10 protein-coding genes are annotated in these 12,490 nt (G+C 63.5%); 1 reads left to right on the top strand and 9 read right to left on the bottom strand.

The window, feature by feature from the left end; translation table 11 throughout:
• Positions 1-21 precede the first annotated feature (21 nt).
• The 6 genes from AC3A3W_RS09855 to AC3A3W_RS09830 form a co-directional block, all read right to left on the bottom strand.
• Positions 22-981, bottom strand: coding sequence for a 2-hydroxyacid dehydrogenase (locus AC3A3W_RS09855; RefSeq protein WP_487442353.1), 960 nt, complete (start codon positions 979-981; stop codon positions 22-24).
• Positions 978-2,177 (bottom strand): pyridoxal phosphate-dependent aminotransferase, encoded by a 1,200-nt coding sequence (locus AC3A3W_RS09850; RefSeq protein ID WP_487442351.1) that lies wholly within the window; start codon positions 2,175-2,177, stop codon positions 978-980. The genes AC3A3W_RS09855 and AC3A3W_RS09850 overlap by 4 nt, the downstream gene beginning before the upstream one ends.
• Before the next feature lie 172 nt (positions 2,178-2,349).
• Complete coding sequence (locus AC3A3W_RS09845; protein WP_487442350.1) at positions 2,350-3,051, bottom strand: CPBP family intramembrane glutamic endopeptidase; 702 nt, start codon at positions 3,049-3,051, stop codon at positions 2,350-2,352.
• A gap of 101 nt (positions 3,052-3,152) precedes the next feature.
• Positions 3,153-3,491: a PadR family transcriptional regulator gene (locus tag AC3A3W_RS09840; RefSeq protein ID WP_487442348.1), complete on the bottom strand. Its 339-nt coding sequence runs from the start codon at positions 3,489-3,491 to the stop codon at positions 3,153-3,155.
• Positions 3,488-4,489 carry a hypothetical protein gene (locus tag AC3A3W_RS09835; RefSeq protein WP_487442346.1) on the bottom strand — a complete coding sequence of 334 codons (1,002 nt, stop codon included), beginning with the start codon at positions 4,487-4,489 and terminating at the stop codon, positions 3,488-3,490. Before AC3A3W_RS09835 ends, AC3A3W_RS09840 begins: the two co-directional genes overlap by 4 nt.
• Before the next feature lie 102 nt (positions 4,490-4,591).
• The gene (locus tag AC3A3W_RS09830) at positions 4,592-4,930 is read right to left on the bottom strand and encodes a hypothetical protein (protein ID WP_487442345.1); all 339 of its coding nucleotides are present in this window, start codon (positions 4,928-4,930) and stop codon (positions 4,592-4,594) included.
• A gap of 165 nt (positions 4,931-5,095) precedes the next feature.
• Here AC3A3W_RS09830 and AC3A3W_RS09825 point away from each other — a divergent pair, with 165 nt between their 5' ends.
• The gene (locus tag AC3A3W_RS09825) at positions 5,096-5,662 is read left to right on the top strand and encodes an SRPBCC family protein (protein ID WP_487442343.1); all 567 of its coding nucleotides are present in this window, start codon (positions 5,096-5,098) and stop codon (positions 5,660-5,662) included.
• A 17-nt stretch (positions 5,663-5,679) separates the two neighbouring features.
• On the opposite strand, the gene AC3A3W_RS09820 is transcribed toward AC3A3W_RS09825, so the two are convergent.
• The 3 genes from AC3A3W_RS09820 to AC3A3W_RS09810 are packed head-to-tail and all read right to left on the bottom strand — an operon-like array spanning position 5,680 to position 12,426.
• The gene (locus tag AC3A3W_RS09820; protein WP_487442342.1) at positions 5,680-8,817 is read right to left on the bottom strand and encodes an efflux RND transporter permease subunit; all 3,138 of its coding nucleotides are present in this window, start codon (positions 8,815-8,817) and stop codon (positions 5,680-5,682) included.
• A 1-nt stretch (position 8,818) separates the two neighbouring features.
• Positions 8,819-9,271 carry a hypothetical protein gene (locus tag AC3A3W_RS09815; RefSeq protein ID WP_487442340.1) on the bottom strand — a complete coding sequence of 151 codons (453 nt, stop codon included), beginning with the start codon at positions 9,269-9,271 and terminating at the stop codon, positions 8,819-8,821.
• Positions 9,268-12,426 (bottom strand): efflux RND transporter permease subunit, encoded by a 3,159-nt coding sequence (locus tag AC3A3W_RS09810; protein ID WP_487442338.1) that lies wholly within the window; start codon positions 12,424-12,426, stop codon positions 9,268-9,270. The genes AC3A3W_RS09815 and AC3A3W_RS09810 overlap by 4 nt, the downstream gene beginning before the upstream one ends.
• Between the last annotated feature and the right edge of the window lie 64 nt (positions 12,427-12,490).

Genomic DNA, 12,490 nt, shown 5'->3' with positions numbered 1-12,490 from the left:
ACATGGGCGCCGGTTTTGCCGCTAGTTGATGGGTGCGGGCGGTCCTTCGCCGCTGAGCACGGCGAGGGCGTTGTCGGCGGCGAGCATCGCCATCGCGGTACGCGTCTCCACTGTGGCGGAGCCCAGGTGGGGCAGCAGCACCACGTTCTCGAGCTCAAGCAACTCGGGGTGCACACGGGGCTCGTGCTCATAGACGTCGAGCCCAGCGCCCGCGATCCGTCCCTCGCGAAGCGCAGACGCGAGCGCCTCCTCGTCGACGATCGGTCCGCGCGCAGTATTGACGAGGTACGCCGAGCTCTTCATCGCCGCGAGTTGTTCGGCGCCGATCAGGTGGTGCGTGGCAGGCCCGTAGGGGCAGTGCAGCGAGACGACGTCGGAGACGGCCAGCAACTCGTCCAGGTCGACCCGCCGGGCGCCCAGCTCAGCGGCGATGGCGGGGTCGATCTCACTGCGCGACTGGTAGACGATGTCCATGCCGAAGGCCTTGGCCCGCCTGGCTGTCGCCTGGCCGATGCCGCCCATGCCGACGACGCCGAGGGTCTTGCCCTGCAGGCTGCTGCCGAGCAGGAAGAACATGCCCCACTTCCAGGCCTGGCCGGAGCGGATGAGCCGTTCCCCTTCGCCGAGCCGGCGGGTCGACATGAGGATGAGGCCCATTGCGATGTCGGCCGTGGCGTCCGTGAGCACGCCGGGGGTGTTGGCGGCCACGATGCCCCGTTCGGTGCAGGCTGGCACATCGATGTTGTCGTAGCCCACGGCGACGTTCGCGACCACCTTCAGCTGCGGCCCCGCGGCGCCGAGCAGCTCAGCGTCGATGCGTTCGGTGAGCAGGCTCACGACGGCGTCGGCGCCGGCTACTCGGCGCAGGAGCTCCTCGCGGCCAATCGATTCCGGACCCTGCCAGGCATCGACTTCGTGCTCGGCGCGCAGCTTCTCGAGTGCGGCTTCGGGTACACGTCCCGTGACGACGACCCGGCTCATGCCGTCTCGATCCACTTGCGCAGGCGGCCGAGGCCGTCGCGGATGTCGGCGACGTCGATGCCCGAGTAGGCGAGCCGGATGTACTGGCGCTCTTCGCCGGGCTGGCGTCGGCCGAAGTGCTCACGTGTGCAGAAGGAGACGCCGGTTTCGTACAGGGCTGCGGTGGCAAAATCGCCGACTGCCGTGTAGCCCATGCGCTCCATGGCCTCGGTGACGTCGGGGAACAGGTAGAACGTCGACTGCGGCACGGCGACATGCATGCCGGAGATGTCATTCACGAGTTCGCATGCGGCGTCCCGGCGCTCGCGCAGGATGTCCAGCATCTGCTGTACGGGTTCCTGGGTGCCACGGAGTGCTTCGATGCCGGCCCACTGCACGTAGTGCGTCGTGCACGACTCATCGTTGGTGTTGAGTGTGCTGAGAATTTTGGCGATCTCGAGCGGGGCGACGGCGCAGCCCAGGCGTGAGCCGGTCATGGCGAACTTCTTGCTGAATGTGTAGAGGATGACGGTACGCTCCGCCATGCCGGGAAGCGACGCGATCGAGCTCGAGACCCCCTCGTAGCGCGTCTCGAAGTAGGCCTCGTCGGAGAGCACCCAGAGATCGTGCTCCTGGGCGAGCTGTGCGATGGCCTCACGCTCGGCCGCTGTCGACTCGGCCGAGATGGGGTTCTGCAGGTCGTTGTAGATGATTGCGACAGTATTTGGCGTGATCGATGCCCGCACCTGGTCGAGGTCGATCGCGAAGCCCTGGCTCGTGGGCAGGTAGCGGTAGGGCACGGCCGTGCCACCGAGGTACTCAATCTGCGATTCGTAAATCGGGAAGCCGGGATTCGGATAGAGCACTTCCTGTCCGGGGTTCATGACCGCCTGCAGGAACTTCGTGATGACGGGCTTGCCGCCGGTCATCACCACGACATTGTCGGGGGAGAACTCGATACCCCGGCGGGCCCCGAGATCGTCTGCGAGCGCCTCGCGCAGCTGCGGGATGCCGGGGCCGGGGCAATAGCCCGTATAGCCGTCGGCAATGGCCCGATTCATCGCCTCGACGATATGCGGGGCTGTCGGGATGTTGATGTCGCCTAGATGGAACGGGAACACGAGGTTCCCCTTCGCTTTCCAGGCGGCCGCGGCTTGGGCGACGCTGAAGGCAGTTTCGGTGCCCAGACGTTCGAGCCGGTGCGCGAGTTGCTGCATACTGTTCCACTCCTCATCGAGTTGACGATCGATCCTCCGGCGGATTCAGATCAAGTATAGGACTCATATATCAACCTCCGCAATAAGATATACACACGAATCCCGGAGGGAACCTCATAGGGTCCGACCTCACAATGAGTCGCTGAATCGTCCGCTCGAGAATTTCCAGCTGCTATCTGGCGGGTCCGGCGAGGATGAAGGCCAGGAGCACGACGAGGGCATTGTTGGCTGCGTGGAGGAGTATCGGGGCCCAGATGTTCTGGTGAAAGCGTCGGAGGAGGGCCAGTGCGATGCCCAGTGCGAAGAGGTAGGGGAAGGCCAATGGGACGATGTGGACGGCGGCGAAGAGGGCTGCGGAGAGGATGACCGCCACGGTTGGCCGGAGACACCTGGAGAGGCCGTCGAGAAACGCACCTCTGAACAGGACTTCTTCCCACAATGGCGTGAGGACGGCGATGATGAGCACTGCGCTGACAGCGATGGAAACCGGTAGGCCTGCGAGGTCCTTGAGGGGGTCGTCAGCAGCTTCTGCGCTTGCCGCATCTATGCCGGTAAGGGCGAGCAGCGCGAGGGACAGGCCCTGCAGGATGGCGCAAGCGATGATGGCGGCAGGTATCTGCCAGAGCAGGTGGAACATTCCAAGTGTGAACCGTCGGAATCCGAGGTCCGCTGGCGTGAGGCTGTTCCGGCGGAAAAGGTGGATGTAGACGGCGAGGATCGCGGCTGCGGTAATAGTGGTGAGCAGGACGAGAAGGAGTGATTCGAGGGTGAAGTCGACGATGCCTGGCAGTCCGAGTGCGAGGATCACGCCGGCGACTAGCGCGATGTAGATGGCGACGAACATCAGCGCCCAGGCTGCCTGCCCGAGTGTCACGGGCACCGTTCGATGTGCAGGAGAGTGCATCTCACTGGCTGGTGTGGCTGACAAGGATCCCCAATTGTTGGTGCGGACATGCTGATGTGCGGGCGGACTTCTCATTTACGGTGCTGGCCTGATGGTTCGCTGTTGAGGGATTCGACTGCACGCATGAACATCTCCCATTGCATGCGCAGGTCCTCCAGCTGTTGACGCCCTGCGGGGGTTAGTTCGTAGACCTTCCGCGCGGGCCCGGATCCGCCCTGTTCCCATTGGGCCAGGATCGCTCCCTCGTCTTCGAGCCGCACGAGTGCGGGGTAGAGCTGAGCACCCTTAATGGGTTGGAGTCCTACTGACACGAGGGCTTGGGAGATGCCGTACCCGTGCCGGGGAGCAACGGCAAGCACTTTGAGGATGAGCATCGGCAATGAAGCCCGCTGCCAGGCCGGGAGAGTCATCGCTTCATCATCTGCGGTTGGTCGTTCCACCCCACGCTGAACGCGATGACGGCGGACAGAACGAAACCTACCGCGACAGGCACCGTCAACATCCCCCAGCTTTGGTTCGTGAGGATGAGCGCAGCAATCAGCAGCGGACCGCCCGTACTGACAGTCGTGACCGCCCACCGCTGTCGTGCCCGCGTGGCTCGGTCAGCTGCTGCCAGTTCACGCGCGAATGACAACGGGTGCCCGAATTCCGTGTAGGCCGTGGTGCCCGCCCATTCCAGGGCCTGCTCGACTTCAGCAACGTGACCTCGTGCTGTTTTGGGCGGCATCAGACGAGACCGCAGACCGCCCCTGAAACGGCGCAACCACGCGCCGTCATCCCAAGTGCTTCGCAGATCGTGCTGCGGCATTCGACTCAAAACCAAAAGTACGACGATGCCCGGCCCAAGCATCACCGGCGCCAGGAGGAGAACAGGCACATCAGTGGCCGCCATGTGCCCGGGGCCGAGATTCGCTGCGGAGGCGATACCGGCGACAACGACCGTGCCGACAGCGATCAGTGCACCGATCGCCGAGCCCGATCGCCCAGCGGTGAAAAGCGCAAGCCCTACGTTCCAGCCCAGGAACGCGACAGCCACACTAGCGGCCACAAGAACATGGGAGACATCCAGGTCCACGATCCAGCCGTCACGCAGGACCATGATCAGCACCGCGACGGCACCAATACCCACCCAGGTGCCTGCAATTTCCCGCAGCGCTGGCTTCGGTCCTCCTCCCATTGAGGCTCGTACCATCTCGTCCATAGTCACGAGCTCAGCGGCATCTTCAGTCGCGAGTGTTTTGGCATCACCGAACAGCTCAGCCGCCGGCATGCCCGCCTCACGGATCGCGTCGAGCAGATCTTGTTCCCGCTCCACGAGTGAAAGGGCGGGGACATGCTTGCCTGTCATGGCCAAGCGGTACCGCCTCGCCCACGCCTGATCGCTTGCAGGCCATTCGTCGATGTCCATCGCCGCTCCCCCCGTATCTAGATAAATTTTCTACCTAGATAGAACCACGAGAATCGCGATATAGGCAACATCCGTGCCCGACCCCTTAAGGTCACCCGCTTGCTACATGGCGTCCGGCCTCTGGTCCCCCTTGTGGCCCCGCAGGTTCTCCTGCACCTTGCCAAACAGGTCCTTAATGGTGGACTCGGTGTTGGTCAGCATGTCCGGCTGGACGTACACATTCTGGGTCGGGGACACGGTGTAGTTTGTCTGCAGTCCGCCCGTGCCATCCACCCCTTCCAGTGCGATCGTCACTCCGGTGTCCTTGCGCACAATGGCGCCGATGCGGCCAAACACCAGGGTGCCGTCGTCGGGCTGGAAGCTGACAGTCAGCCCCACGTGGGCCCTGTTGAGATCGGTGGCCGCGACAGTCTTCTCGTTGCCGGTCCCTGCGTAGTTCATGACTTCTCCTTGCGATAGAGAGCGACTTACCTCAGCAGTCTATGGCGGGGTGTTAAGCCAGTACAGGGCGCCGTCCACAGCCACGCCTTAGGGGGCCGCAGGCATTGAGCCCGGCGGCCAACGACGCTTGAATGGACGTCAGACCGTAACCCCTGAGGAGGCCCTGTGGATTCGCGGCGCACCAGCAGCACCGACTACGAGTTCCGCACCGTGTGGCGTGTGGCCGGAACCCCGGACGAGGTGGCGGCCATCCTCGGCGAGGCTGCCACACTGCCGGACTGGTGGCCATCGGTCTACCTGTCGGTGGAACCCATCCACGCGGGCAGGGAGGATGGCACCGGACGCATGGCCAGGCTCCACACCAAGGGATGGCTGCCCTACACACTGCGCTGGACGTTGACCGTCACCGCGCCCATCACCAGCAGGGGCTTCGCCATCAGGGCTACCGGGGATCTCGACGGCACAGGCACCTGGGTTTTTGAACAGGACGGCCCGGAAACCGTCGTCACGTATGACTGGAAGGTCAGCGCCAGCAAGCCACTGCTCCGGCGCCTGAGCTGGCTGCTGAAGCCGGCATTCGCGGCCAACCACCGCTGGGCCATGGCACGGGGGCAGGAAAGCCTCGCCCTGGAGCTGCGCCGCCGGCGTGCCCACACGGATCCGCACACCGTACCCGCGCCACCGCCGCCCACGTTCCCGCGGTGGGCGGGGCGTGGGCGGCGGGTGGCCTAGTTACTGTTGGGTGTTACTTACGCGTTGACCAGCTCGGGCTGGGGCGGCGCCTCATTCCGCTCCTTCCGGGACTTGGCGAACCTCAGGTAGAGCGACGGCACCACGAAGAGGTTAAGCAGCGTGGACGTCACCAGCCCGCCGAGGATCACGAGCGCCATGGGATGCTCGATCTCGTGTCCCGGAATTGCACCCAGGACCACCAGCGGAACGAGGGCCAGCCCCGTGGCGAGCGTGGTCATCAGGATCGGCGAGAGCCGCTCCCCTGCACCGCGCAGCACGAGCTCGGGGCCAAACTTCATGCCCTCATACTTCTCCAGGTGCTGGCAGTGGTTGATGAGCAGGATCCCGTTCCTGGCTGCGATGCCCATGACTGTCAGGAAGCCCACGATCGAGCCCAGTGACAGCACGCCCCCTCCCAGGAAGGCGGCGAACACGCCGCCCACGAGGGCGATCGGCAGCGTGAGGATGACCAGCGTGGCCAGCCGCCAGCTCGCAAAAGCTACCTGCAAGAGCAGGTAAATCACGGCCAGTGCCCCAATGGCGAGGGTCAGCAGCGTGTTGGTTGCCGCTTGGCGTTCCTGGAACTCACCCAGGATTTGCGTACGGAAGCCCGGGGGCAACTCCACTTTCTTGAGTCCTTCCTCCATCGCCGCAACCACCGGGCCCAGCGCGCCTTCCTTCACGTTGGCTTCTATATCTATCCGCCTGGAGTGTGCATCGCGCTGGATGACATTCGGGGTCGGCTTGATCTGAACACTTGCCACATCCGAAAGCAGAATTTTCTGCCCGCCTGGGGTATCAATCGGGAGGTTCCTGATGGCGGTGAGATCGGAGCGGACCTCTGGCGGACTCCAGACCTGGACGTCATAGGCCTTACCGCCACGGTAAACGTCACCGACTTCTTCACCGGCCACCAACGTTGCCGCGGCCCGCCTGACATCGCCCGGCTTCAGCCCGTAGCTTTGGGCCTTTTCCAAGTCGACCTCGACATTGATCTGCGGAATGTCCTTTTGCAGGGCCGTGTGGACGTCGATGGCACCCTCGGTCCCGTCAAAGATCGCCTGGATCTCGGCGGCCTTCGAACGCAGGAGGGCCAAGTCGTCCCCATAGAGCCGGACGACGACGGCGGTGCTGCCGCCCGTCAAAACCTCGCGGATCCTCTCCTTGAGGTAGGTTTGAACGTCGCGAACAATACCGGGATAACCTTCGACAACTTCGTGGACTGCGGCCAACGTTTTGTCATAGTCCACTGCAGGGTCGATGCTGATCCAGTTCTCACCGAAATACACCCCCACCACTTCATCGGCATTGAAGGCCTGGCCGATATGGGCGCCGCAGTTCCGGACGCCCGGGATGGTCATGAGCTCGGCGCAGGCCTTCTGACTAATGCGATATTCCTCCTGGACCGATGTGCCCGGCTGGGTCAGCCAGTGCATCAGGAAGTCGCGCTCCTTGAAGTCAGGCAGCAGGGACTGCCCCAGCAGCGGTGCCGTGATGACACCGATGGCCGCCATGGCGCCGAAGGTCGCGTAACCTGCCGCCGGACGCCGGACCGTTTTGCTCAGGATCCGGTGGTAGCCACGCTTGAGCACCCGGACCAAGGGCGGCTCCTGCTCCTTCAACGGAACCTTACGCATGAATATCAGCGCCAGGGCAGGGGTCACCGTCAAGGCCACAGCCATTGATGCCAGCACCGCAAGGGTGTACGAAATGGCCAGCGGTCTGAAGAAAGCACCCGTGAGTCCCTGCAGGAAGAAGATCGGCACAGCGGCTGCGATGATGATCAGCGTGGCGTAGACGATCGGTCCGCGGACCTCCAGGGAAGCTTCCAGCACCACCGAGGCGGTGGAGCGGGTTCCGCCCTCCGCCCGGTGTTGCCTGAGTCTTCGGATGATGTTTTCGATGTCGATGATGGCGTCATCCACCACCACCCCGACGGCGATCACCAGCCCCGCCAAGACCATGGTGTTCACGGCAGTACCGGTGAGATAGAGGACGGACGCGGCCGTCACGAGCGAGAGCGGGATGGCAATCAGGCTGATGAGTGCCGTCCGCCACTGGAAGAGAAACGCCCCCAGTACCATCACCACGAGGATGCAGCCCAGCAGCAGCGCGCGGCTGAGGTTGTTGAGGGACTCCTCGATGAAGGTTGCCGGGCGGAAAATCTCCGTATCAATGGTGATGCCACTGAGTCCCGGTTCCATCTGCTTCAGCGCTGCCTCTACACCCTTGGTGACTTCCAGGGTGTTGCCCCAGGGAAGTTTCTCAACGATGAGCATCAGCCCAGGACCCTGGTTGATCACGGCGTCGCCAATGAGAGGCTGGTGGTCTTCAACCACGTTGGCCACGTCGCCCAGGCGGAGCGGCTTCCCGTTCTTCTCCTCGATGGTGATCTCCGCAAGATCCGCGGGTGTGGTGATGGGTAGCACGTGCTGGATGCTGAGCCGCTGGTTCGGCGTCTCGATGTGGCCGCCGGTGCCGATGACGGCCCCGGGCGTGTATTGCAGCAGGCCGGCGTCCAGGGCATTGGCGGTAACATCCATGACCTGGTTCAGCGTGACGTCGTGGGCCTTCAACTTCTCTGGCACGGCCTGCACCTGGAGCATTTGCAGGCGCTCACCCCAGATGGCGATGTTGGCGACACCCGGGACACGCAGCAGGTGGGCGCGGATCTTCCAGTAGGTGATCATGGACATTTCCATCAGCGAACGTTCATCCGACGTCAGGCCAATCTTCATGACGCGGCTCGTGGACGAAAGCGGCTGCAGCATCATCGGCGGCGACGCCCAGGTGGGCAACGACGGAGTGACGTTGGCGATGCGCTCCGAGACCAACTGGCGGGCCTTGAGCAGGTCCGCCCCCGGGGCGAAGATCAGCACGATCGAGGACAACTGTTCCACGGATTTGGAGCGAATTTCGTCCAATCCCTCGACGCCGTTGAGGGCGTCCTCAAGCGGAACTGTCACCAACTGCTCCACCTCGGCAGCGGTGAGGCCAATGGCGATGGTCTGGATTTCGACCTTCGGCGGCGCAAACTCGGGAAAGACGTCCACCGATGCCGTGCTGAGCTGGACGCCGCCGAACGCCATCATTGCCACCGCGATGGCCACCACCAAGGCGCGGAATTTCAGGCTGAACCCGACGATCCGGCGCATGTCAGTGCCCCTTCGTACCGAATTCGGCGCCGAACAGTTCAGCGGCCCCCATGGTCACAACATCCGTTCCTGCTGGCGGGCCGGACCGGAGCTGGACCTTGTTGTCGGTGATCCGGTCCACCGTCACCGCAGCCCGGATGTACGTACGCGGCTCCGGATTGGTGTACACCCAGGTCTTACCGGCGCCATCGTAGACCAACGCCCCGTACGGCATTTCCAGGGCGCTGCCGGTGCCCTTGGTGACCTTCGCCGTGGTCACCCCCAGCCTTTCCACTGCCTTGTCCGTCAGCGTCAACTTGTTCAGATCCGGGCCGACCTTCTCCATGGTGGACGCTGCCTCCCCGGTGGGCGTAGCAGCGGGTTTGACTGCCGCACATCCGGAGAGGCCCACTGACGCTGCGAAGGCAAGCACCAGAACAGAACGCCAGCCCCCAAAACCACTATTGCTTTTCATGACAATTCCGACCTCTCCGGCAGAACCGGTCCGTTGTTAATCACCAATGAGCTTCCCCAGTCCGTGTTGGCGGCCGGACCGAAGCGGAGGAAGAGGACTGGCAGGACATACAGGGTGAGCAGGGCCGACGTGATCAGGCCGCCCCACACGATCAGCGCCAGCGGCAGCAGCACGCCAGAGCCGACAGACCCGCCGAGCAGCACCAACGGCAGCAACGCCAGACCGGTTATGACCACCGACAACACCGTCGGCTGCAGACGTTCCGAAGCCGCTTGTTTCATCAGCACTCCCGGTGCTTCCGTTGGCACCTGTTGTTGCAGGGACTGATAGGTCCCCATCAACATGACGGCGTCTCTGACTGCGAAGGCCAGTACGGCCGCCAGGGCCACCAGGACGTACAGGGATCCGAAGCCGCCCGTAAGCCAGGCGGCGATGACGCCTCCTGCCAACGCCACCGGCAGGAGCACAAATACCAGCGCTGCGAGCCGCCAGCTGCCGAGCACCGTCAGCAGCAGCACCAGGATGCCCGCCGCCGCAGCCAGTGCCAGCCACCAGATCAGCGAGCCGGCAGCCTGCTGTTCGCCGTACTGCTTGGGAATCTCCGCGTGGTATTCGATGGGGAACTGCATTCCCTTAATCGCCGACTGGATCTCTGCGCTGACGTCAGCGAGGTTACGGCCTTGAATGTCAGCCACAACATCCAGGCGCCTGGACGTGTCGTCGTGGTGGATGACCGTCTGGTTGGGGCTCAGCCTCACAGTTGCAACGTCACCGAGACGTACCTGGCCGCCTTCGGGCTTGTCCACCAGCATGTTCTGGACAGTGGTCAGGCTGTGGCGTGTCTCCGCCGTGCCCTTAACGACAACCTGGAACACCTTCTGCTGCTCGAACATGTAGCCGACTTCGATGCCCTGCAGGACAGTGGCCGCGGCACGCCGCACATCGCCGGGCTTGACGCCTGCCTGTTGAGCCTTCACGAGATCTACCTCGATCTCGGCGACGGGTTGTTCGGCGGTGGCTTCCACGGTCGGATTGACAATCCCGCCCGTGCGCGACAGGATGCCGCGGATTTCCTCTGCCTTTTCCCGCAGGATGGCCAGGTCCACACCGTACACGCGGACCCGGAACTGGCGGTTGTCAAGTGCCTTGGCCGCGGCGACCTGCTGCTCAGGATACGTGGTGACATTGGCGGTCAGGCCGGGGTAGCCCGCCACGATCTCCTGGACATCGTTCCGGACGTTAGCGGCATTAGCACCCTCTTTCATGGTGACCCAGAGTTCGCCGGCGCTCACGTTGGAGGACTGGTCCGAGGTGACGGCACGGCCTACATGGCCGCCCACTTTCGCCACTCCTTCTACAGTGCTGAGCTCCTCACCGGCTTTTGTCATCAGCCGGTTCATGACGTCCGGTCCCGTTCCTGCCGCCGCTTCCCACTCAACCAAGAGAGTGCGGTCTGGAACGGAGCCCACGATCGGCAGTTCCTTGGTGAGTCCGGGCACCAGCGCCACGGCCACAATGGCCAGCACTGCGGCGGCGGATGCAACCAGAACGGCCCCGGTCTTGGCGAAGGCTCCCGCTGACCTGCGGTAGCGCTGTCCCATCTTCTGGACCAGCGGCGCAGTCCGCCGCGGCCGCTGGCGGCCGCGCAACAGCAGGCTCGCCAGTGCCGGCGTCACCGTCAGGGCTACCAGCATTGCCACAGCAGTGGCCAGCAGATAGGACAACACCAGGGGCTTGAAGAAGGCCCCGTCCACGCCGGGAACGAACAAGGCCGGCGCCAGGGCCAACAACGCGACAAGGCCTGCAAAGAGTACAGGTACCCGCGAACGCTGCAGCCCATGGGCCAGCAGAGCACCCTGGGACACTTTGTCGTCTGCGGCGTCCCTTCGGAAACTGTGCAGGTCCATGATGACGTCGCCGATGATGACGATCAGTGCCAGGATCAGGCCGGCGAACGCCATCGTATTCAATATCGCGCCCTGGAATTGCAGCACCAGCGCGGCAGCCGTCGCAGCCACGGAAATCGCCACGAACGCCAGCACTGCATACCGCCAGGACCGGAATGCCAGCCCGATCGCGGCTGTCACCACTAGGAGACTCACCAGCAATGCGACGCCAAGCCCGCTCGCAGCGGATTCAAGGAACGATGCCGGACGGAAGACGGTGGAATCGACCGTGATGCCTGTCAGACCGGGACGCAGACCGTCGAGGATTTCTTCAACGCCCTTGGTTACGTCCGCAACGCTGGTGTCCGGGAATTTCTCAATCACCAGCAGCAGCCCCGGAGTCTTTCCGGTGACGGCGTCGCCGATCAGGGGCTGGTGATCCTCGACCAAGGTCGTCACATCGGACAACTTCAGCGACTTGTTTGCCGCCCCCTCAACACTGACCTTTCCAAGGTCCTCGGGAGTCCTGATCGGAAGTACGTGCTGGATGCCGATCCTCTGGTTAGCGGATTCCAGGAACCCGCCGGTGCCCGGAGTTGATGCCTCAAGGAAGCTAAGCGGCGAAACCCACACGGCGTTGCCGGCAGTCTCCACGACCTGGTTCAGGGTCACATTTTGGGCCCGGAGCTTAGCGGGGTCGACCTGGACCTGGAGTTGCTGCTCGCGCTGGCCGAAGATGGAAACGTTTGCCACTCCTGGAACACCCATGAGTGCGGGTTTGATGTCCCAGCGGGCCAGCACCGACATATCGATTGGCGAAACCTCCTCGGAGGTCATCTGGACCATCATCACCCGGCTTGTCGAGGACAGTGGCTGCATCAGCACCGGCGGCGTCGAGACATTCGGCAGGGCGAACGCCTGGGTCAGCCGTTCAGCCACCAACTGCCGGGCACGCAATATGTCCGTTCCCGGCTCGAAGACCATCTCAATGGAGGACAGGCCCGGAACGGAAACGGAACGGATCTCATCAAGCCACGCGACCCCGTTCAGCAGGTCCGCCTCCATGGGTGAGGTGATGAGCTGTTCGACTTCTACGGCGGACAGGCCCAGCGCCTCGGTTTGAATTTCCACATGCGGTGGAGAAAATTCGGGAAGATTATCCACTGGCATGGACGGCAGGCTGGTCAACCCAAGCCCTAAAATGCCGGCCGCAGCGGCCAAAACGATCAAACGAAACTTAAGACTCCAGCGGACAAGCCAACCGGTCATATCCTCAGCCCCCATCGCCATCGGAACGGGCACTACGGCCGGTTCCAATTACTGATGCGCCTAT

It is taken from the genome of Arthrobacter sp. Soil_N43, assembly GCF_057655195.1.
This window is presented reverse-complemented; position numbering and strand designations above follow the sequence as displayed.

Excerpts from the sequence above, each read along its gene's own strand:
- AC3A3W_RS09850 (WP_487442351.1), bottom strand. The coding sequence starts at position 2,177 with ATGCAGCAACTCGCGCACCGGCTCGAACGTCTGGGCACCGAAACTGCC.
- AC3A3W_RS09855 (WP_487442353.1), bottom strand. The coding sequence starts at position 981 with ATGAGCCGGGTCGTCGTCACGGGACGTGTACCCGAAGCCGCACTCGAG.
- AC3A3W_RS09835 (WP_487442346.1), bottom strand. The coding sequence starts at position 4,489 with ATGGACATCGACGAATGGCCTGCAAGCGATCAGGCGTGGGCGAGGCGG.
- AC3A3W_RS09830 (WP_487442345.1), bottom strand. The coding sequence starts at position 4,930 with ATGAACTACGCAGGGACCGGCAACGAGAAGACTGTCGCGGCCACCGAT.
- AC3A3W_RS09815 (WP_487442340.1), bottom strand. The coding sequence starts at position 9,271 with ATGAAAAGCAATAGTGGTTTTGGGGGCTGGCGTTCTGTTCTGGTGCTT.
- AC3A3W_RS09810 (WP_487442338.1), bottom strand. The coding sequence starts at position 12,426 with ATGACCGGTTGGCTTGTCCGCTGGAGTCTTAAGTTTCGTTTGATCGTT.
- AC3A3W_RS09840 (WP_487442348.1), bottom strand. The coding sequence starts at position 3,491 with ATGACTCTCCCGGCCTGGCAGCGGGCTTCATTGCCGATGCTCATCCTC.
- AC3A3W_RS09820 (WP_487442342.1), bottom strand. The coding sequence starts at position 8,817 with ATGCGCCGGATCGTCGGGTTCAGCCTGAAATTCCGCGCCTTGGTGGTG.